The 22,663-nt window shown below is 34.1% G+C and carries 21 protein-coding genes and 1 pseudogene; 11 read left to right on the top strand and 11 right to left on the bottom strand.

Annotated elements, in window-relative coordinates:
• The 4 genes and pseudogenes from AST02_RS05950 to AST02_RS05935 form a co-directional block, all read right to left on the bottom strand.
• A pseudogene (locus AST02_RS05950) lies at nucleotides 1-616 on the bottom strand (GW dipeptide domain-containing protein); the annotation flags it as partial.
• 233 nt (nucleotides 617-849) lie between these two features.
• The gene (locus AST02_RS05945; RefSeq protein ID WP_069816468.1) at nucleotides 850-1,272 is read right to left on the bottom strand and encodes a GNAT family N-acetyltransferase; all 423 of its coding nucleotides are present in this window, start codon (nucleotides 1,270-1,272) and stop codon (nucleotides 850-852) included.
• Nucleotides 1,273-1,350: 78 nt separating this feature from the next.
• Nucleotides 1,351-1,821, bottom strand: a complete 471-nt coding sequence (locus AST02_RS05940; protein WP_002508047.1) for a DUF2538 family protein — start codon at nucleotides 1,819-1,821, stop codon at nucleotides 1,351-1,353.
• Between the two features lie 21 nt (nucleotides 1,822-1,842).
• Complete coding sequence (locus AST02_RS05935; protein WP_069816467.1) at nucleotides 1,843-3,147, bottom strand: LCP family protein; 1,305 nt, start codon at nucleotides 3,145-3,147, stop codon at nucleotides 1,843-1,845.
• Nucleotides 3,148-3,623: 476 nt separating this feature from the next.
• Between AST02_RS05935 and AST02_RS05930 the strand changes: the two genes are divergently transcribed.
• Both AST02_RS05930 and AST02_RS05925 read left to right on the top strand, forming a co-directional pair.
• Complete coding sequence (locus AST02_RS05930) at nucleotides 3,624-5,282, top strand: phospho-sugar mutase (RefSeq protein ID WP_069816466.1); 1,659 nt, start codon at nucleotides 3,624-3,626, stop codon at nucleotides 5,280-5,282.
• A 19-nt stretch (nucleotides 5,283-5,301) separates the two neighbouring features.
• Nucleotides 5,302-6,450 (top strand): serine hydrolase domain-containing protein, encoded by a 1,149-nt coding sequence (locus AST02_RS05925; protein ID WP_069816465.1) that lies wholly within the window; start codon nucleotides 5,302-5,304, stop codon nucleotides 6,448-6,450.
• A gap of 154 nt (nucleotides 6,451-6,604) precedes the next feature.
• Here AST02_RS05925 and rihC read toward each other — a convergent pair whose 3' ends face one another.
• The 7 genes from rihC to folD form a co-directional block, all read right to left on the bottom strand.
• Entirely contained in the window at nucleotides 6,605-7,513 is a 909-nt protein-coding gene (gene rihC, locus AST02_RS05920; RefSeq protein ID WP_069816463.1) for a ribonucleoside hydrolase RihC, read from the bottom strand.
• A 204-nt stretch (nucleotides 7,514-7,717) separates the two neighbouring features.
• A complete protein-coding gene (gene qoxD, locus AST02_RS05915; RefSeq protein ID WP_065337698.1) occupies nucleotides 7,718-8,008 on the bottom strand; it encodes a cytochrome aa3 quinol oxidase subunit IV in 291 nt (96 codons plus the stop codon).
• On the bottom strand, nucleotides 8,005-8,610 hold the full coding sequence (gene qoxC, locus AST02_RS05910; protein ID WP_065337699.1) for a cytochrome aa3 quinol oxidase subunit III: 606 nt from the start codon (nucleotides 8,608-8,610) through the stop codon (nucleotides 8,005-8,007). The genes qoxD and qoxC overlap by 4 nt, the downstream gene beginning before the upstream one ends.
• Nucleotides 8,600-10,588, bottom strand: a complete 1,989-nt coding sequence (gene qoxB, locus AST02_RS05905; RefSeq protein ID WP_069816462.1) for a cytochrome aa3 quinol oxidase subunit I — start codon at nucleotides 10,586-10,588, stop codon at nucleotides 8,600-8,602. Before qoxB ends, qoxC begins: the two co-directional genes overlap by 11 nt.
• Nucleotides 10,588-11,709, bottom strand: coding sequence for a cytochrome aa3 quinol oxidase subunit II (gene qoxA, locus AST02_RS05900; RefSeq protein WP_069816461.1), 1,122 nt, complete (start codon nucleotides 11,707-11,709; stop codon nucleotides 10,588-10,590). The genes qoxB and qoxA overlap by 1 nt, the downstream gene beginning before the upstream one ends.
• Before the next feature lie 271 nt (nucleotides 11,710-11,980).
• On the bottom strand, nucleotides 11,981-12,298 hold the full coding sequence (locus AST02_RS05895) for a DUF5011 domain-containing protein (RefSeq protein ID WP_069816460.1): 318 nt from the start codon (nucleotides 12,296-12,298) through the stop codon (nucleotides 11,981-11,983).
• Nucleotides 12,299-13,114: 816 nt separating this feature from the next.
• On the bottom strand, nucleotides 13,115-13,972 hold the full coding sequence (folD, locus tag AST02_RS05890) for a bifunctional methylenetetrahydrofolate dehydrogenase/methenyltetrahydrofolate cyclohydrolase FolD (RefSeq protein ID WP_069816458.1): 858 nt from the start codon (nucleotides 13,970-13,972) through the stop codon (nucleotides 13,115-13,117).
• A gap of 204 nt (nucleotides 13,973-14,176) precedes the next feature.
• Between folD and purE the strand changes: the two genes are divergently transcribed.
• The 9 genes from purE to purN are packed head-to-tail and all read left to right on the top strand — an operon-like array spanning nucleotide 14,177 to nucleotide 22,652.
• Nucleotides 14,177-14,659, top strand: a complete 483-nt coding sequence (gene purE / locus AST02_RS05885; RefSeq protein WP_069816455.1) for a 5-(carboxyamino)imidazole ribonucleotide mutase — start codon at nucleotides 14,177-14,179, stop codon at nucleotides 14,657-14,659.
• Nucleotides 14,646-15,779 carry a 5-(carboxyamino)imidazole ribonucleotide synthase gene (gene purK, locus AST02_RS05880; RefSeq protein WP_069816453.1) on the top strand — a complete coding sequence of 378 codons (1,134 nt, stop codon included), beginning with the start codon at nucleotides 14,646-14,648 and terminating at the stop codon, nucleotides 15,777-15,779. The genes purE and purK overlap by 14 nt, the downstream gene beginning before the upstream one ends.
• A complete protein-coding gene (purC, locus tag AST02_RS05875; protein WP_069816451.1) occupies nucleotides 15,779-16,480 on the top strand; it encodes a phosphoribosylaminoimidazolesuccinocarboxamide synthase in 702 nt (233 codons plus the stop codon). Before purK ends, purC begins: the two co-directional genes overlap by 1 nt.
• 2 nt (nucleotides 16,481-16,482) lie before the next feature.
• Complete coding sequence (purS, locus tag AST02_RS05870; RefSeq protein ID WP_057511817.1) at nucleotides 16,483-16,743, top strand: phosphoribosylformylglycinamidine synthase subunit PurS; 261 nt, start codon at nucleotides 16,483-16,485, stop codon at nucleotides 16,741-16,743.
• Nucleotides 16,743-17,414 (top strand): phosphoribosylformylglycinamidine synthase I, encoded by a 672-nt coding sequence (gene purQ, locus AST02_RS05865; protein WP_069816449.1) that lies wholly within the window; start codon nucleotides 16,743-16,745, stop codon nucleotides 17,412-17,414. The genes purS and purQ overlap by 1 nt, the downstream gene beginning before the upstream one ends.
• Nucleotides 17,407-19,596 carry a phosphoribosylformylglycinamidine synthase subunit PurL gene (gene purL / locus AST02_RS05860; protein ID WP_069816447.1) on the top strand — a complete coding sequence of 730 codons (2,190 nt, stop codon included), beginning with the start codon at nucleotides 17,407-17,409 and terminating at the stop codon, nucleotides 19,594-19,596. Before purQ ends, purL begins: the two co-directional genes overlap by 8 nt.
• Nucleotides 19,575-21,062: an amidophosphoribosyltransferase gene (purF, locus tag AST02_RS05855; RefSeq protein ID WP_069816445.1), complete on the top strand. Its 1,488-nt coding sequence runs from the start codon at nucleotides 19,575-19,577 to the stop codon at nucleotides 21,060-21,062. The genes purL and purF overlap by 22 nt, the downstream gene beginning before the upstream one ends.
• A complete protein-coding gene (gene purM, locus AST02_RS05850; protein WP_069816443.1) occupies nucleotides 21,055-22,083 on the top strand; it encodes a phosphoribosylformylglycinamidine cyclo-ligase in 1,029 nt (342 codons plus the stop codon). The genes purF and purM overlap by 8 nt, the downstream gene beginning before the upstream one ends.
• Before the next feature lie 2 nt (nucleotides 22,084-22,085).
• Complete coding sequence (purN, locus tag AST02_RS05845; RefSeq protein ID WP_069816441.1) at nucleotides 22,086-22,652, top strand: phosphoribosylglycinamide formyltransferase; 567 nt, start codon at nucleotides 22,086-22,088, stop codon at nucleotides 22,650-22,652.
• Nucleotides 22,653-22,663: the final 11 nt, after the last annotated feature.

Here is a 22,663-nt window from a genome sequence, read left to right as displayed (position 1 = left end):
TTACATCAGAAGAAGCGTTGTCTTGAGCTGAATTTTGTTCAGTAGATTGCGAATTTTCAACAGCCTGACTGTTATCAACTGGAGTAGTTGTATCATCAGTTGAATTATCTTCATTGTCTTGAACATTTTGAGCAGAAGTATCTTCTTCAATTTGTTGCTCGTTTACATCAGAAGAAGCGTTGTCTTGAGCTGAATTTTGTTCAATACTTTGAGCATTTTCAGAATCTTGATTGTTTTCAGTTACTTCATTAGCTTCTGATTGCGTGTTCGCTTGCTCTTCAGTTTGTTGATTGTATGTATCTTGACTTGGTGTTTGTTCAGAGTTCAACTCATCTAATTCTGCATCGTAAGTGTTAACTTCGTTTGCTAAAGTCTGTTGAACTTGTGTAGGGTCTTGATATGATTGTGTACCTGAAATATTAGCGGTAGGTTTACTAACTTCAGATTTGATTTGTTCACTTTGTTTAAGTGTATTCTTATCATCTAACACATTCCCATTTGTAGATTGATTTTGAGCATCATCTGCAGCTTGTGCTTGATGAGTTGTTAAAGCTGTACCTGCTAACGTTAGTGCTACCATCGACGGTACTTTATAAGTAAAATTTTTCTTAGTCATTAAACTGCCCCTTTAACTATATATATTTAATATCCATTATAATACGACTTTTGGTTGAGTGGCTTAATTTTACTGACTTGTAATATAAAATTAATCTAATTAAGTTTTGGAAAAGCTATAACATCTGATTTAAAGCGTTATAAAGCTTATTTTAAAAAATATTGAAATATTACACGTTGTGAAATATTACAAAGAATAGTTGCAATATAAATGTAAAAAAATATTGAATTGTGTTAAATTGATTTTGCCATAGCAATATGTTCAATATTTTCTTCAATGAAAACTTCTCCAAAAGGATCATATTCTAGAGATTCATAAAATGTTTGAGCATGACATTGCGCATTTAGCATTAACGAATGATGGCCTTGGTTTTTAGCAACATCTTCTATAAAGCGCATAAGTAATTTGCCATATCCAGATTTTCTATGAGACGCAATAATAGCAACTCTTTCTATTTTAACGCCATTGTCATGAGGACGAAATCTACCAGTGGCAAAGGGGAGGTTGTTTTCATCATATCCAACGATATGTGTAGCAATAGCTTCATATTGATCTATTTCATTTTCTAGCGGTACACCTTGTTCAAGAACAAATACTTGTTTTCGAACACTGTATGCATCTTCCATCATGGAAGGTGTGGTAACAATTTTAAACATAACAATTCCTCATTTCATTTATTTTGGTTAAAAAAAGACCCTATCAAAGTTTAATATGATAGGGCGTTAATTTATTGATTATTGTGCTTCTTTTCTAATTATCGCAGTATATTGCCAAAAAATTCGCATTTGAGCAATATTCCAATTATTCATACCCATAGTAAAACCAGACGGTCTGAATAAATTAACATCTGTAACCTCTAATGCAGCGGCAATAAGATATTGGATAGGTACGCTAATTTCTTTCATTGTTTCTGTTATACCATTTTGATTATAAACCCATGAAAACGGTAATTCTGATTCAAAAACATCAACTTTTTCGAATATTTCTGGAAGTCCAACAATATAACATGCACCATCGATGATAGGGTTATTATCACTATCTTTATAGTATATGCGTAAAGCTTCATAGTTTTCACGGTGTTCATGATTGACATAGAAAAATTCATTTCTAAAAAGCGCCATATCTTTGCTGTGTATCATTTGTTGTTCTAAAACATTAAACATTCCGTTTATATGAGCAAGTTTTTCGTATGTTTTGCGTGACATATAGTGAGCTCCTCTCCACAGTTAATATTGATTAGTTGGTACTTCTTGAGCATTTTGTTGTTGACTAGGATCTACCTGTTGCTGATTAGGATCAGTTTGTTGCATGTTGTTATTCTGTTGTTGCTGATTATTATTGTTTTGTTGTTGGTTAGGGTCTACTTGTTGTTGATTAGGATCAGTCTGTTGCTGGTCGCTATTCTGTTGTTGTGAATTATCGTTGCTTTCAGTGTCATTTAATTCAGATGAATTGTCTTCATCTTCATCATTGGAAGTATCATTTTGATTTTTTCTAAGTAAGCTACTGTCTAACTCTGTTTGTGGTACGAGTGTACCATAAAAATCAGTGACACGTTGATTTAAGAATTCATTTGTATCTTCAATTTCAGGTAAATTTAAATCATCACGTAATAAATTTGAAGTGTCTTGAATACTTTTAATATCTGGATTGTAATAATAGATTCCATTTAAGTAATCATCTTCACCTTTAAGTTGTTTACTTTTGATTTCAACATCATCTTTTAAATAAGATGTCGCAAGTGCTTTTACCTCGTCATAGCTTAAATTGTGTTTTGAATTATTCCCAACTATTTCAATAACATCATCTAGTTTACTAAAGGAATCAGCATTTTGTGCCTTAGCAAAGAGTTTTTTAATTAACTCCATTTGTCTTTGACCGCGTTTTAAATCAGAATCTTGATGTCGCGTTCTTGCGACTGCTAATGCTTCGTCTCCATTTAGCTTTTGAAGGCCTTTTTCAACTTTTATTTTGCCACTGTCATCTGTATTTGGTTCACTGATGTCATAAGGGACATCATATTCAATGCCACCAAGTTCATCAACAGCATCTACAAATGCGTCCATATTAATACGTACATAATAATCAACGGGTACATTTAAAGTAGCTTCTACAGAATCCATTGAAGCTGTAGGTCCACCATAAGCATGTGCATGCGTGATTTTATCATAATAACCTACTTTTGGAATATAGCTGATTGTATCACGTGGAATGCTTAGCATTCTTATTTGTTCTTTATCAGAACTAAATGTTGAAAGAATCATTGCATCGGTTCTTGATTGTTCAGTACTTTGCCCATTTTTTTCTCGCCCGCTATTTCCATCAATACCTAGAAATAAGATAGAAATAGGATCTTTTGAAGGATCGACTTTAGATTCACGAATGTTTGATTTCCTCGAGGAATCACCATCGTTAAAAGAATTCTCAAAAGCACCTTGAGATGATTTGAGTAGAATGATAGCAAATATAACCGGAACAACGACAAGAACTAAAGATAGAAATATTAAAAAATATTTAAAAAATTTATTCATGTTTGAAGCTCCCCATGTATATGATTTTGTACATGTTACTATATTATCGTTAAATGTTATAGCTCTTTTAACTATATTAAATATTTGTAAAGAAGAAAATGTACTATAACTTATAATTTTATTACTATAGCTAGTAAATATCAACTATGAATGTGTTATTTTCAAGTTTAAAGTAAAATTAAATGAGGGTATGTGAAGTATAAGGCTTTTACATTGGAGTTTATCAATAGAAACTAACAAAAATGTCATTTGCTTAGAAATGATTTATAGCGATACATGAGCTATAATATATAATAGAAATATCATCTTGTGAACAATAACTGTGTTGCAAGGAAATGACAAAATAATTATAAATATAAGAAAAAAGAGCTTTGCTACGTTATAATTTAAGAACAATGCTTTCTATAAAATATTTTAAAAATTAATAATTGAAATGGATATATCTTTAGTGAAAGATATAAGGAGGAAATGTGAGTATGAAGCAAGAATGGTTAGATAAAATAGATGAGAGTTTAGTGAAAGATTTTTATGAAGTACAAACAGAAACAGAAAAAGAAGAAGGGTTCAAAGGAAGTTTAGCTTTTGGAACTGCAGGTATTCGAAGCACTTTTGGTTTAGGACCAGGAAGATTAAATGCATTTACGATTCGCAAAGTAGCTTTAGGCTTAGCTCAATATTTAAGTAATAAAAGTGATTCACCAACAGTAGTCATACACTTTGATACGAGGTTTTTATCTAAAGCATTTTCACAAGAAATGGCTAGTGTGCTTGCTAATAATAATGTTACACCTATTTTATCAGAAGATTATAAATCTACCCCAGAGTTATCATTTGCTGTGAGACATTTGAATGCAGATGCAGGTGTGATGATAACAGCTAGTCATAATCCTAAAAATTATAATGGTATAAAAATTTATGATGAAAAAGGCGGTCAATTACTACCTGATGAATCCGAACAACTTAGCAACTATATTAATACCATAGAATCCCCATTATCAATTGAAAAGGGCGATTTTAAAGTATTAAAAGAAAATGACAAAATTAAGTATATTACTAGTGAAGTAACCGACAAATATAAAAGTGAAGTTAAAGATTTAGTAGGTTCGATTGATGAAAAAGATGCAAAAGTAGTATTAACCAGTTTACATGGTACAAGTTTACCGTTGGTTTCAAATATATTAACAGAATTGGATTACCAAAATTTTGTGATAGAAGAAGAGCAATCTACACCGGACGGCAATTTCCCAACTGTAGAAATTGCTAACCCTGAAGATGAAACTGCTTTTAATTACGGCTTAGCACTTGCAGAAAAAACAGACGCACAACTTGTCATAGCTACAGATCCTGATGCAGATAGATTTGGTTTTATTGAGCGTTATGGAAAAAATGATTATCGATATTTTAATGGTAATGAAATTGGATTACTATTTATGAAATTGAGATTTCAAGACTTGGTTGAAGCTGGTGCACCGCTTTATATTATAAAATCTATCGTGACAAGTGAATTAGCAGAAAGATTAGCATTAGCATTAAATGTACAAGTTAACAATGTGCTAACTGGATTCAAATATATTTCTGATTTACTTGAGCAAAAAAGTGCAGATAACGAGACGCAATTATTACTTGCATTTGAGGAAAGTCACGGTTATTTAGCAAAATCAATTTCTAGAGATAAAGATGCAATTCAAATGGTACCTTTATTAGTTAAATATAAGAATCTATTATCTAAAAATGGTTTGACATTTAAAGACACTATGGAAGATATTTATCAAAATATTGGTGCATTTAAAGATAGAACACTCGCACCGTCATTTGAAGGGGCGGAAGGTGTAGAAAAGATTTCGAATATAATGAGTCAATTTAGAGATAAAGATATATTCTCAATTTGTGGTATGGATATAAAACAAATAGAAGATTATCATACGGGTGAAAATAGAAATGTTGTAGAAGGTACAACAGAAGCATTAACATTACCAAAAACGAATCTAATTAGATTTATTTTTGAGGATGGGTTTATCGCTCTTAGACCATCTGGAACAGAGCCAAAAATTAAGCTCTATTTCTCTCTGAATGTAGAAGATATAGATGCAATTACAGATCAATTTGAAAAAGACTATATTCAAAATATAGATTAATTTATGTAGAGGCAGCAAGATGACAGCAAAAAAACTAAAACAACTTACAATTTTTTTAATTTTTATTCTAGCAATCATCACTTTTACAATTGGATACAGATATTATCAAGATAATAAACAGGATACGAAATACCAAAGTGTTCATACGAATCATTTAAAAACAGTGATGGATAAAAATAATCCACAAATAAATGCGATTCATCAATATTTAGAACAAGTTAATTTTAATGGGACTGCAGCTGTTTTTGAACGGGGACAACTTAAATTAAATAAAGGCTATGGTTTCAAAAATTTTGAAACAGAGGAAAAGAATAGGGCAGATACATTATATTTAATTGGCTCATCTCAAAAATTCACTACAGGTTTAATGCTTAAGCAATTAGAAAATGAGCAAAAAATAAATATGAATAATACGGTTAATCAGTATTTACCATGGTTCAAAACATCAAAACCTATTACATTAAATCAACTTATGCTTCATCAAAGCGGTTTATATAAATATAAAGCTTCAACCTCTTATAAAAATTTAGATAGTGCAGTACAGTCAATACAGCACAGAGGGATTGAGCCTAAATTTTATAATAAAAATAGATATAATGATGCTAATTACTTAGTTTTATCTCGTGTGATAGAAGAAGTAACTGGTGAATCTTTTTCAAAGAATTTTGCAAAAAGATTATCAAAGCCATATGGATTAGAACATACAGCATTCTTTAATGATGAAACTTTCAAAAAAGATATGGCTGAAGGATATAAAAATGATGAAAATACAGGAAACCCGGTGAGACAGAAGCCTAATATTTTAAACCAATATTACGGCGCAGGTAATTTATATATGACGCCTCATGATATGGGTAAATTGATCTTAAGTATACAAAAGAATGAATTGTTCAAAGATAATATAACAACGCCTTTACTACATGAAAGCTTAACGCCACGTTACCCAATAGCGTATCGTTATGGTTTTTATTCACTTCCCACTAAAAATAGGATTAATGGTGGTTTTTTTGGACAAGTATTTACAGCATACTTCAATGACGATTATATTGTAGTGCTTGGGACAAATTATGAGCATAATGAAGTTAATAATGAGAAAAAGATAAAACATATTTTTAATGAATTACTAAAACAAGACAAGCCTTATAATAAAGTAGGGCAACGTTATTAATTACTTGATTATTGTAATAACCTAAAATCATGAAATTTAAAACACTCCTAACTGCCAAGAACAAAGGTATAGCCTTTAACTTGATGACAGTATTAGGAGTGTTTTTTTCTTAGGTATAAGTAATAGTCATAATATGGTATAAATCATATTTAATTTATTTACAGTATTTTAGTGCATTGACGAACATGTCCTCAAACGTATCTGGATGAATGGACATGACCACTGAACAATTAGGGAAGCGAGATTTAAAATCTGTTACTGTGGCACCTTTTGTAAACGTGCCATTCGTTTCTATTTGAACATCGGCTTCCTGCACATTGAATTTTTCAGGATGAAGCAAATAAAGCACAGTATATGCATCGTATACATTAATCCCTTTTTCAAAATCATCGCCTTTGTAATGCTTGAAGATTTGATGCAACATATCACCAGTTTCATTTAGTGTTTGGAGTTTATTTACAAATGAATGGCTTAAGGTTGAACTTCTTGCTACATCAAGTCCTACCATAGTTAAAGGCAAACCAGAATTAAAAACGATTTGTGCAGCTTCAGGGTCACAATAAATATTGAATTCCGCTAAAGGGGTGACATTACCGCGTCCTGCGCTTCCTCCCATTAACACAATTTCTTTAATATAATCTTTTACTTCTGGATAAGTAGAAAGTAATAAGGCAATATTCGTTAATGGACCTATAGGTATAAGTGTTATAGGAATTTCACTATTTAATAAAGCCTTTCGCATTGCTTCCACAGCATGTGTTGAAGCTAAATCTTTTTCATTTGCTTCAGGAAATGGATAACCATCCATACCTGACTCACCATGAACTTTGCTTGCATTTACAATTTCGGAAACTAATGGTTGAGAGGAGCCTCTATGAACGGGTACATCACTTGCAAAAAATTGCTTAAGTTTCAATGTATTCGCTGTTGTTTTTTCAATGCCAACATTACCATTTATTGTCGTAATCATTCGTAAATCAAAGTTAGGGTGATTCAGCGCAATGCTTATAGCAGCGGCATCATCAATACCAGGATCGGTATCTATAATGATTGGTTGTTTCATAATTGTTAAGTCCTCCTAAGTCATTTTATTATCGTATAAATCCATTTTACATTGTTTTCTGTTAAAAGTGTTGTATATAAAATGAATGTGAATTTAAATTGAACATAAAAGTAGGGGAACATCATAAAATCAATAGAAATTAACTTCTATAATTTAATAAATAATAAAAAAAAGACTTCTCTAAAAGAGAAGTCTTTTCTTGGATTATAAGTGAGCTGAGTGTCCACCTTGCATTACCCAATAAGTACCAATAACAGTAATTAAGGTAATGATAATCGCAAATACTACTTTAAATGCTTGTAAGTTTCCGTCTCTACCTTCAGTTAAGTGCATGAACATTAATAATTGAACTGCAGCTTGTATAAAAGCAAAACCAAAAATGATGGTAATCTTAACGTTAAGTTCCATAGATGTGTATAAAGTTACAAACACTGCTAATATTGTCAGAACGATTGAGGCAATAAAACCTACTGTGTGTTTTACTATTGTATTCATCCGCTAAACACCATCCCTATCATATATACGGCAGTGAAGATGAAGATCCATACAACATCTAAAAAGTGCCAATATAAACTTACTATAAATAATTTAGGAGCATTGTCTTTATTTAATCCTCGCATGGCTACTTGAATTAATAAGCAGATAATCCAGACGATACCTAACGATACGTGGGCACCATGTGTTCCTAATAGTATAAAGAAACTAGACCAATAAGAACCAATAGAAAGATTAACACCCTCATGTACATAGTGCGTGAATTCATAGATTTCAAAACCTACGAAGACGATACCTAATAATACAGTGATAATCATCCAAATCATCATTAATTTTTCTTTTTCTTTTCTCATGTAGTAAATTGCAATACCACATGTATAAGAACTAATTAATAAAGCAAATGTCATTATCAAAATGAGCGGTAATTCAAATAACTCGGTAGTCATTTTACCAGCATAATCGCCACCGTGTTGCAGTGTTAGTAATGCTGCAAATAACGTCCCGAATAATGAGAATTCAGCTGTAAGGAAAATCCAAAAGCCAAGCTTATTTAATTCACCTTCATGCGAACGTTGATCAATTGTGTTTGCATCATGACTCATGACTTACAGCCTCCTTTTCTTTTATACGTGCTTCACGTAAACGTTTTTCAGTCTCAGCTACTTCAGAAACTGGTATATGATAACCGTGATCTACTTGGAAACTACGATAAATCATAGTGCCAAAGATACCAATTAAGCAAAGAATAGCCGGTAGCATTGTTTCAAATACTAGGAAGAAACCACCAATAGTGAAGAATATTCCCATGAACACACCAACTGGCGTATTATTCGGCATGTGGATATCTGTGTAATTATGGTTATCTAAATAATGACGACCATGTTCTTTCATATCAACAAATGTATCATAGTCGTTCCAGTCTGGCGTGATAGCAAAGTTGTATTTAGGTGGCATTGCTCCTGCAGTTGACCATTCTAATGTACGACCTAAGCCATCCCAGTTATCACCAGTTGCTTCACGTGGTGCTTTGAAGAAGCTGTATACAATACTTGCGACTAAGAACATAAAGCCTAATGCCATTAATAGGGCACCGAAAGTTGAAATTACGTTTAGTAACCACCAACCATCTTCTGGCATGTAAGTGTATAAACGACGTGGCATACCATCAAGACCTAGTATGAATTGAGGTATGAAACAAATGTTGAAACCGATCATAAAGAACCAGAAACACCATTTATTTAATTTCTCGTTCAACTTAAATCCAGTCATCTTAGGCCACCAGAATATTAAAGCTCCTAGACAGGCAAATACAACCCCCGCTACTAATGTGTAGTGGAAATGGGCTACTAAGAAGTACGTGTTGTGGTATTGGTAATCTGCTGCTGCCATAGAAAGCATAATACCAGTTACCCCACCAATTAAGAAGTTAGGTATGAATCCTAATGCAAATAGCATTGGTGATTCAAAGGTAATACGACCTTGGTAAAGCGTGAACAACCAGTTAAATATTTTAACACCGGTTGGTATACCAATAAGCATTGTTGAAATCGAGAAGAATGAGTTAATTAATGCACCATTACCCATTGTGAAGAAATGGTGAACCCAAACTAAGAAACTTAAGAATGCGATACCTGCAGTCGCCCAAACCATACTTTGGTGACCAAATAGGCGTTTACGCGCAAACGTTGGAATGATTTCAGAGTATATACCGAATGCCGGGAGAATAACGATGTATACTTCGGGGTGCCCCCATACCCAGAAGAAGTTAGCCCAAAGCATTGGCATACCGCCATTAGCAACTGTAAAGAATGCTGTACCGAATATATTATCGGTTGTAAATAGTGCTAATGCTACTGTTAGTACTGGGAAAGCCAAGATAACGATTAAAGCTGTAATGAAAGTAGTAACCGTAAACATTGGCATTTCCATAAATTTCATTGTAGGTGTTTTCATTCTAAGTATGGTTACGAAGAAGTTAATACCTGTCATCAGTGTACCGATACCAGAAATCTGTATTGCAATTAAGTAATAATTGACACCTGGCCCGGGACTGAATTCGCCTGCGAGTGGTGCATAGTTAGTCCAACCAGCTGCAGGTGAGCCTCCGATTATAAATGACAAGTTGAATAAAATCATACCTGAGAAGAATAACCAGAAACTTACGCTATTTAATACAGGGAATGCAACGTCTCGAGCACCAATTTGTAAAGGTACAATGACATTCCATAAACCAAATATGAAAGGCATTGCCATAAAGATAATCATGATAACACCGTGTGTACTAAAAACTTCGTTATAGTGATTTGAGTCCAAGAACGTATTGTTAGGAATCGCTAATTGTGTACGCATCATTAATGCGTCAATACCACCACGAACGAACATTAATACAGCACAGATTAAGTACATTGCCCCGATTTTCTTATGGTCGACAGATGTGAACCATTCTCTGTATAAATATTTCCATAATTTAAAATAAGTAATTACTGCGATTAGTCCAATGATTCCAAATGGGGCACCGATTTGTGCCATTGTAATCATCCAAGAACCTTCAACAAGTAATTGATCCCATGGAAAATTCATTAATGTCCACCTCCAGATTCATGCTCTTTTTTCTCTATTTCAGATACTTTTTCGTCTTTAGCACCTTTAGAGATTTTGTCCATTTCCTCGACGTTATGTGTTTCCTCGTCTTTGAATTCACTGTTGTATGGTTCATCGTTGCCAAGAATCATGGCTTTCATACCATGTCTCTCATAGTTCGCATTTGTGATTTGCGGTTTACGTGCAGGTTGATCGGGTTCATCTAACACATCTTCAGTTAATTCTTCTTCAGTGTTAAAGTTCGGATCTTTTTGTACGTAGTTGTAGCGATCATAAGCGTGGAAAATATACTCAGGATCTGCTGCAGGATCAACAAATGCTAGATGGGTACCACTGAAAGTTAACTCTTCATTTTCAGTAGTTGGTAAAAGTTGCTTATCAAATGTATCTTGATCTAACTCTTTTTTACTTTGAGCATCTTTGACCCAATCATTAAATTCACTTTGACTTACTGAGTTAACATCGAAAGTTTGACGAGAAAAACCTTCGCCATTGAAGTTTGAGTTACGTCCACGGAACGTACCTTCTTCACTGGATGTTAATGTCCAGTCCATCGTCATACCTGTCATCGCGTATTTCTGACCACCAAGTTGTGGAATCCAGAAACTTGTCATCGTATCCATTGATTGGAGTTTGAAAACAACCGGACGATCTTTCGGTATTGTTAAGTGATTAACAGTTTCAATTTTTTCTTCAGGATAACTAAAGAACCACTTGAAACCAGCGCTTGTAGCATAAACTACAATAGGATCATCCTCTTTGTCTGGTGTTTCCTCATACATGTAAAGTGATTTAACCGTTGGAATGGCTATAGCAATTACAATGATTATTGGAATAATGAACCAGATCGATTCAAGTAAAAAACTATGGTGCATCTTTCCTGTTTCCTCTGTCTTGCCCATTCTATATTTGTATAGAAAGACTGTGAACAAGAGAATTACAGCGACAACTATAGCAAGCATGAAGATGATTGAATAGATAATCAAGAACTTCGTATCACTTGCCATTGGCCCTTTTGGGTTTAAAACTTCTACATTCTCACAACCACTAAGTAAAATTAGCGAGCCAAAGAGTAGAAGCAAAGACTTAAATTTTGACACTTTTTTGACCTCCTAATACTACAATTGTAGGGCTTAACATCAATTTTAAGATATTACGCAATTATTACAAGTGTTTGTGCGAAAAAAATTATTGTAAAATTAAAAGAAACCCAACAGAACCAATGTCTGACGGGCTTTTAAAGATTTGTTAAAATTATGTGTACATTTTGTGAAAAGTGTCATAATTAAGTCGAAAGAGTAATTTTGTCTTAAAAACTGTGATAATCGTTATCATTTACGATTTCTTGAGACTATGTATGAAATCTATGTGTTACTTAACTTCAACATAACGTATTGATTTTTTTATAGCGCCATTTGAATCTTCAACTTTATATTCAACTTTGTACTTTCCAGTTTTATTTGTATTTATATCTCCATCAACGGTAATTTTATGAGTTAAATCGCCATCTTCTTTATCAAAGGCACTTACACCATTAAGTAAATTGTAATCGTCACCTTTTTCGATGATTGTATCATTAGTACCTTTTAGTTCTGGTGTTGAATTATCAGTAGCTTCTGCACTTAAGTTAGGTGACACAAGTGTAGCAGATACGCCTAAGGCTGATAATGACTGTATTAGTTTGTTCATAACGTTAACCTCCGTATGACCGTCATTTGTTTTATTCAACTATACTATACTTTAAATGAGTTTAGAATACATCGTACTATAGTCCTAATATAACTTATGACTTTGAATCTAGCTGTAATTTTCAGTTAATATTTAGTAAATTGAACGTTCTGTGAATTTTGACATAACAAACTTCAAATGATATAAAATTTTATACGAAAGTAGCGTAGGGGGTTTAATTGAAATTTAAAAGATATCGTCGGAAAATCTCAGTCAATTTTTTATCGAAGTGATCGAAGCGATATATTATTGTAGAAAGTGGAAAATTGGAATGCCATGTAAAAGACACTATTTAATAGTAGGAGATGACTTAAATCACTTACTTATACTGTCAAAAGAGATGATAATAGAGATTATGAATGTGAAGTTTCTTCAATAATATATGATGGGCTTAATGAAAATGACTTTATTCATTTATCTACACCATAATAAATGAATAGTAAGTTAGAAAGCATAGCAACAGCGGAAAAAAGGTTATATAGCAAAATTTTAACTGGAACAGTTTTTTTAAGAGATTTAGAAATATATGGATATGGAGGAAGCTTTTTCTTGAAATCTATTATCACAACTTTACGATAAATAGGCGTCGATGAATTGAAAATACATGTTAAATTATTTATACCTAAAATAATTGTTGCTGTGTAAGTATTATTTAGATGAAGCATTTGAATCTTGAATATTATATAAAAAAGAGAGGTTAGATTGCACTTTGTGATATCTAACCTCTCTTTATTCATATATTAATAGTAACAATACGCACTGATCATTCTCGAACGATTATTCAATGCCTCTACGCATTTTTTCCGCCATAAGTGTATTATTTAAAACCATAGTAATAGTCATTGGGCCAACGCCACCAGGAACTGGAGTAATTGCACCTGCAACTTCTTTTACTTCATCGTAAGCAATATCACCTTTTAATTTACCATTTTCGTCTGGCGTGTTACCAACATCAATCACAACTGCGCCTTCTTTGACATCTTCTTTTGTAACTAATCCTGGACGACCGACAGCACTAACGATGACATCAGCATTTTTTAAATGACTGTGCATATCCTTAGTTCTTGAATGAAGAATCGTAACAGAAGCATTTTTTTGTAATAATAATTTAGATACAGGTTGTCCTACGATATGACTACGTCCGATAACAACTGCATCTTTTCCTTCTAAATCAATGTCAGCATGATTCAATAATTCCATAATACCTAATGGTGTACATGGAACGAAAGTTTGTTGGTCTATATAAAGTTTACCAATATTTTCAGGGTGGAAGCCATCCACATCTTTTGCTGGATCTATAGATTCTATAACTTTTTGTTCGCTTACTTGTTTTGGTAAAGGTACTTGTACTAATATACCGCTCACAGTATCATCTTCATTTAAACGTTTAAGTTCGTTTAGAACGTCTTCTTCAGATGTTGATTCATCTAAATGTACGATTTCAGAAATCATACCAATTTTTTCTGCTGCTTTCTTTTTAGAATTTACATAACTTTGACTTGCACCATCGTTACCTACAAGTATTACAGATAATTTAGGTGTGTAACCCTTAGATTGCAATGCTTCAACTTGATCTTTAAGACCTTGTCTGTAATCTTTTGCAATTTGTTTTCCGTCTAAAATTTTAGCGACCATGAAAAAATCCTCCTCCAATGTGTGTACTTTACTTAACTTTAACATAAAAAACTTGATGAATAACAACCAAAAGACGTAGATTGGATCTTTTTTTTGATTTAAAGTTCGATTTTTGATTGAAAAACCATCGTTTAGTTGTTATGCTATATCTGTAATATACATCTAATAGTAGTAACATTTCAAATTTCTGAAAGGGTGTTCATTGTGAAAGTGGTAGTTATAATGGGGAGTTCTTCTGATTGGGAGACAATGAAAGAAAGTTGCCTTATGCTAGATCAATTAGAAATTCCTTACAATAAAAAAGTAGTTTCAGCGCATCGTACGCCACAATTAATGTTTGAATTTTCTAAAGAAGCAAGAGACAAAGGGTACGACGTCATTATTGCTGGAGCAGGTGGTGCAGCACATTTACCAGGTATGGTAGCATCAATGACAACATTACCTGTGATTGGGGTGCCAATCGAGTCAAAAAGTTTAAAAGGATTAGATTCGCTATTATCTATCGTTCAAATGCCTGGAGGTATACCAGTAGCAACAACTGCAATAGGCAAAGCTGGTGCCAAGAATGCAGGCGTGTTAGCGGCTAGGATTTTAAGCATTGGCAATAAAAAAGTCCAAAAGAATTTGGAAAATTTCGAAAAATCATTAGTTGAGAAAGTGAGTGAAATGCAACATGAGCTTCAGTAAATTAAAATTCGGTTCCACTATTGGCATTATTGGCGGAGGTCAGCTGGGTAAAATGATGGCACAATCTGCACAAAAAATGGGGTTTAAAGTTATTGTACTCGATCCTGATCAAGCGTGCCCATGTCAATATGTTGCCCATGAATTTATTAATGCCGCTTATGATAATCAAGAAGCTTTAAATCAACTTGGTGAATCATCGGACGTCATTACTTACGAATTTGAAAACATTTCAGCTAGTCAACTGCAAACACTAGTCTCAAAATACAATATTCCTCAAGGCTACCAAGCAATTCAGTTGCTACAAGACCGATTGACTGAAAAACAAACATTGCAAGCAGCACAAACTCAAATTGCACCATTCGTTCAATTATCTGAACCAAGTGATTTGAATCAAGCAATTGAAACCATTGGTTATCCATTTATCGTAAAAACACGTTTCGGTGGTTATGATGGGAAAGGCCAAGTTTTGGTTAAAGACTCAACTAATATTGATGAAGCAAAGTTGCTTGTTGATGAACAAGAATGTGTAGCCGAACAATTTCTAGACTTAAAAAAAGAAGTTTCACTTACAGTGACGATTGGCAATGATAACCAAATCACGTACTTTCCACTCCAAGAAAATGAACATCAAAATCAAATACTATTTAAAACAATTGTACCAGCCCGTACAGATATCGAAAAAGAACAGGCAGCACAAAATGAAGTTAAAAAAATTGTTGACCACATCCATTTTGTAGGCACATTTACAGTGGAATTCTTTATCGATGCACACAATCATTTATATGTTAATGAAATTGCACCGAGACCACATAATTCGGGACATTATTCTATAGAAGCATGTGATTACTCTCAATTTGACACACATATATTAGCGATTACAGGACAAAAATTACCGCAATCTATTGAATTGCTAAAACCTGCAGTAATGATGAATTTATTAGGTAGAGATTTAGATCTTTTAGAAGATCAATTTGCTGATCATCCAGACTGGCATGTGCATATATATGGTAAAAACACTCGTAAAGCAGATAGAAAAATGGGTCATTTAACTGTTTTAACTGATGATGTGACTCGTTCTGAAGAAACATTGTTAAACACATTTGAAGGGAGATACAACTAATGTCTTTGTTATATGAAGGGAAAGCGAAAAGAATTTTTTCAACTGGAGAACCTGAAATACTACGCGTTGAATATAAAGATGAAGTGACAGCTGGAAATGGGGCTAAAAAAGATTTCATAGAAGGTAAAGGACGATTAAACAATCAAATTACTTCTAGAATTTTTAATTTTATAAAAGCTCAAGGCGTGAATAGTCACTTTATTGAACAAACTTCTGAAACTGAACAACTTGTGAAATTGGTAGATATTATTCCTTTGGAAGTAGTAGTAAGAAATATTGCAACTGGTTCTATAACAAAGAGATTAGGTTTTGAAAAAGGCCATGAATTTGATGCTCCACTCGTAGAGTTTTTCTATAAAAATGATGATTTAAATGATCCATTGATTACTGAAGATCATATTAAATTATTACACATAGCAACAGATGATGAAATTGCTATTTTAAAAGAAGCGGCTAAAGAAATAAACGCGATACTTGTTCAGTTAATGGATAAAATGGATTTAAGGTTAGTAGACTTTAAAATTGAATTTGGGAGTACGACAGATGGTCAAATAATATTAGCTGACGAAATTTCACCAGACACTTGTCGCATATGGGATAAACATAGCGATACAAATTTTGATAAAGATGTATATCGTGAGGACACGGGATCAATTATTGAAACATATCAAACTTTCTTAAATAAATTGGAGGCATTATAAAAATGAAAACAATCGAATTACACATCACTTTACAACCGCAAGTACTGGATACACAAGGACAAGCGTTAAACCGCGCAGTACATGATTTAGGATATAAACAAGTAAACGATATTCGTGTAGGTAAAGTTTTATATATGACAATTGATGAAGCAACTGACGAAGCTGTACACAATGTCATTACAACACTAAGTGAAAAATTATTTGCTAATACTGTAATTGAAGAATATAGTTACAAAGTTTTGGATGAAGGAGAGAAAGCTTAATGAAATTTGCAGTGTTGAAATTTCCAGGATCAAACTGTGACCGAGATATGTATAACGCGGCAGTGAAAGCTGGTGTCCAAGCAGAATTTGTAGATTATAGAAATACTTCTTTAGAAGGGTTTGATGGTGTACTTATACCTGGCGGCTTCTCATTCGGGGACTATTTACGCTCAGGTGCGATGGCGAGTGTTGCACCGATTACAGAAGAAGTTAAACGTTTTGCAAATGAAGGGAAACCGGTTTTAGGTGTATGCAATGGTTTTCAAATTTTGACTGAAATTGGATTGTTACCAGGTGCATTATTGCATAACGATTCTCATTTATTTGTTAGCCGTAATGAAACTTTAAAAGTTATAAATAATAAAACGATGTATACCAATTTATATGAAGCGAATGAAGAAGTAATTTATCCAGTTGCACATGGTGAAGGTCACTATTATTGTACGCCAGAAATGTATGAAGCATTAGAAGCCAACAATCAAATTATTTTAAAATATCTGGACAATCCGAATGGTTCGTATAATGACATAGCCGGAATTATTAACGAAAAAGGAAATGTGTGCGGTATGATGCCACATCCAGAACGCGCAATTGAGTCAATTTTAGGCACTGATAGTGGAGTGAAATTATTTGAAGCAATGGTAAATAGTTGGAGGGAACAAAATGTCTAAATTTTTAGAGCCAAGTTCAGAGGAAATTAAATTAGAGCGCTTATATAAAGATATGGGTTTAACTGATAAAGAATACGATAAAGTTTGTGAAATCTTAGGACGTGAACCTAATTTTACTGAAATAGGTATTTTTTCTGTAATGTGGAGTGAACATTGTTCATACAAACATTCAAAACCATTTTTAACACAATTTCCAACTACTGGTAAACATGTATTGATGGGACCAGGTGAAGGCGCTGGTGTTGTAGATATTGGCGATGAACAAGCAGTAGTATTCAAGGTTGAATCACATAATCATCCTTCAGCAGTAGAACCCTACCAAGGCGCAGCTACAGGTGTTGGCGGTATCATTAGAGATATTGTTTCTATGGGTGCAAGACCTATCAATTTATTAAATAGTTTACGCTTCGGTGAATTAACAGAGAAACAAAATCGTCGTTTATTACGTGGTGTTGTCGCTGGTATTGGCGGTTATGGTAACTGTATTGGTATCCCGACTACTGCAGGCGAAATTGAATTCGATAGTAGATATGATGGTAACCCCTTAGTTAATGCTATGTGTGTGGGTGTTATTGACCACGATATGATTCAAAAAGGGACTGCTAAAGGTGAAGGCAACCCAGTCATCTATGTTGGATTAAAAACCGGCCGTGATGGTATTCATGGTGCTACATTCGCTTCTGAAGAACTAAGTGAAGATAGTGAAAGTAAACGACCATCTGTTCAAATTGGTGATCCATTTGTTGGTAAAAAATTAATGGAAGCAACGCTCGAAGCAATTACATTTGATGAACTTGTAGGTATACAAGATATGGGTGCAGCCGGACTTACGTCCTCATCTTCAGAGATGGCAGCAAAAGGTGGCAGTGGCTTACATCTTAAACTTGAAAATGTACCGACGAGAGAAGAAGGCATTTCACCATATGAAATGATGCTCTCTGAAACACAAGAACGTATGCTACTTGTAGTTGAAAAAGGTACAGAAGATAAATTTTTAGAATTATTCGACAAACATGAACTAGATAGCGCAGTAATTGGTGAGGTAACAGATACAGATCGCTTTGTTCTTACTTATGAAGACGAAGTATATGCTGACATACCAGTACAACCGTTATCAGACGAAGCACCTGTATACACTCTAGAAGGTGAAGCGCCAGAATATAATACAGCAAAAAATGATTATAGCAATATTGATGTAGAAAATGTGTTTGACCAATTACTACAACATCCTACGATTGCATCAAAACGTTATTTATACGAACAATACGACCAACAAGTCGGTGCAAATACTATTGTTAAACCAGGTTTACAATCATCTGTAGTACGTGTTGAAGGTACAAATAAAGCTATCGCATCAACAATCGATGGCGAAGCACGTTACGTCTTTAATAATCCATATGAAGGCGGGAAAATGGTCGTTGCTGAAGCATATCGCAATTTAATATCTGTAGGTGCTACACCATTAGCTATGACAGATTGTTTGAATTATGGTTCTCCAGAAAATAAAGAAATCTATCAACAACTTGCAGACTCAACAAAAGGTATGGCAGAAGCTTGTGAAGTTTTAAGCACCCCTGTCGTGTCTGGTAACGTGTCATTATATAACGAAAATAGAGAAGCATCTATTTTCCCAACACCGGTTGTAGGTATGGTTGGATTAATTGAAGATATTCAATATCTAAATGAATTTACGCCGCATGCAGGAGATACTTTATACATTGTTGGTGAAACAAAAGATGATTTTGGCGGAAGTCAAATTGAGAAACTACTTTACAAAGAGGTCAATCATGAGTTTGAAGCGATTGATTTATCAGATGAAGTACGTAAAGGCGAAGCTATTAAACAAACAATTCGTAATGGTGTTGCGTCACATGTACAAACAGTTGGTAAGGGTGGGTTATTAGTGACATTGGCACGAATAAGTGCATATCATCAATTAGGCATGAACGTTAATTTAGATATTACAAACGAACAACTTTTCAGTGAAACACAAGGACGTTATGTTGTTGCAGTTAAAGAAGGTCAATCGTTCGATGTAGAAAACGCAGTAGAAATTGGTAAGTTAACTCAAGACGGCCAATTCCTCGTATCAAACAAGGAAGTTCAAGTAACGCGAGAAGTTAAAAATCTGAATGAATTATGGGAAGGGGCTATTCCTAAATGTATGACTACAGTGGATTAAATGAAGAGTGTGGTGTATTTGGAATTTGGGATCATCCAGAAGCTGCACAGTTAACATATATGGGGTTACACAGTTTACAACATCGTGGCCAAGAAGGCGCTGGTATCGTGTGTTCGGATGGCGAATCACTTGTTGGGCAACGCGGTATGGGTTTACTTACTGAAGCAATTTCAGATACCCAACTTGAATCTTTTAAATCCTATAAACATGCAATCGGTCATGTACGTTATGCCACTTCTGGTAATAAAGGAATAGAAAATATCCAACCATTTTTATATCATTTTTATGATATGAGTGCCGCCGTTTGTCATAACGGTAATCTAATTAATGCACAAAGTTTAAAAAGATCATTAGAACATCAGGGGTCTATTTTCCATTCTTCATCAGATACAGAAGTAATTATGCATTTAATACGTAGAAGTAAGGCGCCAACCTTTGAAGATGCGCTTCAAGAAAGCTTGAGAAAAATCAAAGGTGGCTTCACTTTCGCATTATTAACAAAAGATGCGTTGTATGGTGCAGTTGACCCTAATGCAATTCGCCCGTTAGTTGTAGGCAAAATGAAGACTGGTGCATATATCATTGCTAGTGAAACATGTGCGATTGATGTACTAGGCGCAGAATTTGTGCAAGATATTCATGCAGGTGAATATGTTGTGATTAATGACGAGGGTATTAGAGTAGAGTCTTATACAAGACATACGACAACTGCAATTTCAGCAATGGAATATATTTATTTCGCAAGACCTGATTCTACGATTGCTGGTAAAAATGTTCATGCAATTAGAAAACAATCAGGTAAACAGCTTGCCCAAGAAAGTCCAGCTGACAATGCGGATATGGTCATTGGTGTACCTAATTCTTCTCTATCTGCGGCTTCAGGTTACGCAGAGGAAAGCGGATTACCTTATGAGATGGGACTTGTTAAAAATCAATACGTAGCGCGTACATTTATTCAACCTACACAAGAATTACGAGAGCAGGGCGTACGAGTTAAGCTGTCTGCAGTTAAAGATATCGTTCATAATAAAAATATTGTACTTGTAGATGATTCCATTGTAAGAGGTACGACAAGTAGACGCATTGTACAAATGCTAAAAGACGCAGGCGCTAATGAAGTGCACGTTCGTATTGCTTCGCCAGAGTTTATGTTTCCAAGTTTTTATGGTATAGACGTCTCGACAACAGCTGAACTGATTTCTGCGAATAAATCGCCTCAAGAAATTAGTGACCATATTGGATCAGATTCTTTAGCATACTTAACTGTCAATGGGCTTATTCAATCTATTGGTCTGAATGAAGATGCACCTTACAGTGGTTTATGTGTGGAAAGTTTTACTGGAGATTACCCAGCTGGACTTTATGACTATGAGTCAGACTATCTAGAGCATTTAAGTGAACGTCAAAAAGAATATTTAGCAAATCATACACAATACTTTGATAAAGAGGGGAATTTAAATGTCTAAAGCATACCAACAAGCAGGTGTCGACATTAACGCAGGTTATGAAGCGGTAGAACGTATGTCGAGTCATGTTAAAAGAACGATGCGTAAGGAAGTACTTGGTGGACTTGGCGGTTTCGGTGCAACATTTGATTTGTCGCAATTGAATATGAAAGCGCCCTTACTTGTCTCAGGAACTGATGGTGTTGGAACAAAGTTGAAATTAGCTATAGATAACAATAAGCACGATACGATAGGTGTCGATGCCGTTGCAATGTGTGTGAATGATATTTTAACGACCGGTGCAGAGCCACTTTATTTCTTAGATTATATTGCAACACATAAAGTAATTCCAGAAGTCGTTGAACAGATTGTCAAAGGGGTAAGCGATGGCTGTGAAGAAACAAACACTGCACTTATTGGTGGAGAAACAGCTGAAATGGGAGAAATGTATCACGAAGGAGAATATGATTTAGCAGGTTTTGCTGTAGGCGCTGTAGAAAAAGATGAATATATCGATGGCACTTCAGTTGCACCAGGACAAGTTATTATAGGTCTTGAATCTAGTGGTATTCATTCAAATGGTTATAGTTTAGTTAGAAATTTAATTAACAAATCAGGAATTAATTTAAATGATAAGTTTGATGAACAACGCACATTCTTAAATGTCTTTTTAGAACCTACACGTTTATATGTTAAACCAGTGCTTGCTGTAAAAGATGCAGTGAAAATCCATGCAATGACGCATATTACTGGTGGTGGTTTCTATGAAAACATTCCTAGAGCATTACCTGAAGGAGTTACAGCAAAAATTAATGTGTCAAAATTCCCAACACCGCAAATATTTGACTGGTTACAAACACAAGGGGAAATCTCAACTGAAGAAATGTATAATGTTTTTAACATGGGCATTGGCTTTACATTAATTGTAGACAAAGAAAATGAAGCAGCAGTGTTAAATATATTGGAACAACAACAAGTAAAGGCATACCAAATTGGTGAAATCGTTAAAAGTGATCAACCAATTCAATTATTGGGGGTATAACTGTGACTAAAATAGCTATTTTTGCGTCAGGATCAGGTAGTAACTTTGAAAGCATCATGACTCAAATCGAAGAAGGTAATTTACCTCATATAGAAGTCACTGCCTTATACACAGACCAAGTAAGTGCTTATTGTATTGAACGTGCTAGAAAATATAATTTAGATGTTCACATCAATGAACTTAAAAATTTTCCTTCTAAAGCAGATTATGAGCGTAAAATTATCGAATGGCTTACTTCAGAACAAGTAGAATGGATTGTTCTAGCAGGTTATATGAAGCTGATTGGTGAAAATATATTAAAAGCATACAATAGACGTATTATTAATATACACCCTTCACTGTTACCTAAATATAAAGGTAAAGACGCAGTAGGCCAAGCTCTGGAGAGCGGTGATACGATTACAGGTACAACAGTGCATTATGTGGACAGTGGGATGGACACAGGAGAAATTATCGAACAATGGACATGTGATATATACCCGGACGATACGAAAGAACAACTAGAAGAAAGAATTAAAGTGATGGAACATGAATTATATCCGAAAGTGATATCCAAAATCATTAAATAAGAGGTGCCAAT

Source organism: Staphylococcus equorum, from assembly GCF_001747895.1.
Classification (GTDB): Bacteria; Bacillota; Bacilli; order Staphylococcales; family Staphylococcaceae; genus Staphylococcus; species Staphylococcus equorum_A.
This window is presented reverse-complemented; position numbering and strand designations above follow the sequence as displayed.

Excerpts from the sequence above, each read along its gene's own strand:
- AST02_RS05945 (WP_069816468.1), bottom strand. The coding sequence starts at position 1,272 with ATGTTTAAAATTGTTACCACACCTTCCATGATGGAAGATGCATACAGT.
- AST02_RS05940 (WP_002508047.1), bottom strand. The coding sequence starts at position 1,821 with ATGTCACGCAAAACATACGAAAAACTTGCTCATATAAACGGAATGTTT.
- AST02_RS05935 (WP_069816467.1), bottom strand. The coding sequence starts at position 3,147 with ATGAATAAATTTTTTAAATATTTTTTAATATTTCTATCTTTAGTTCTT.
- AST02_RS05930 (WP_069816466.1), top strand. The coding sequence starts at position 3,624 with ATGAAGCAAGAATGGTTAGATAAAATAGATGAGAGTTTAGTGAAAGAT.
- AST02_RS05925 (WP_069816465.1), top strand. The coding sequence starts at position 5,302 with ATGACAGCAAAAAAACTAAAACAACTTACAATTTTTTTAATTTTTATT.
- rihC (WP_069816463.1), bottom strand. The coding sequence starts at position 7,513 with ATGAAACAACCAATCATTATAGATACCGATCCTGGTATTGATGATGCC.
- qoxD (WP_065337698.1), bottom strand. The coding sequence starts at position 8,008 with ATGAATACAATAGTAAAACACACAGTAGGTTTTATTGCCTCAATCGTT.
- qoxC (WP_065337699.1), bottom strand. The coding sequence starts at position 8,610 with ATGAGTCATGATGCAAACACAATTGATCAACGTTCGCATGAAGGTGAA.
- qoxB (WP_069816462.1), bottom strand. The coding sequence starts at position 10,588 with ATGAATTTTCCATGGGATCAATTACTTGTTGAAGGTTCTTGGATGATT.
- AST02_RS05895 (WP_069816460.1), bottom strand. The coding sequence starts at position 12,298 with ATGAACAAACTAATACAGTCATTATCAGCCTTAGGCGTATCTGCTACA.
- folD (WP_069816458.1), bottom strand. The coding sequence starts at position 13,972 with ATGGTCGCTAAAATTTTAGACGGAAAACAAATTGCAAAAGATTACAGA.
- purK (WP_069816453.1), top strand. The coding sequence starts at position 14,646 with ATGAGCTTCAGTAAATTAAAATTCGGTTCCACTATTGGCATTATTGGC.
- purC (WP_069816451.1), top strand. The coding sequence starts at position 15,779 with ATGTCTTTGTTATATGAAGGGAAAGCGAAAAGAATTTTTTCAACTGGA.
- purS (WP_057511817.1), top strand. The coding sequence starts at position 16,483 with ATGAAAACAATCGAATTACACATCACTTTACAACCGCAAGTACTGGAT.
- purQ (WP_069816449.1), top strand. The coding sequence starts at position 16,743 with ATGAAATTTGCAGTGTTGAAATTTCCAGGATCAAACTGTGACCGAGAT.
- purL (WP_069816447.1), top strand. The coding sequence starts at position 17,407 with ATGTCTAAATTTTTAGAGCCAAGTTCAGAGGAAATTAAATTAGAGCGC.
- purF (WP_069816445.1), top strand. The coding sequence starts at position 19,575 with ATGTATGACTACAGTGGATTAAATGAAGAGTGTGGTGTATTTGGAATT.
- purM (WP_069816443.1), top strand. The coding sequence starts at position 21,055 with ATGTCTAAAGCATACCAACAAGCAGGTGTCGACATTAACGCAGGTTAT.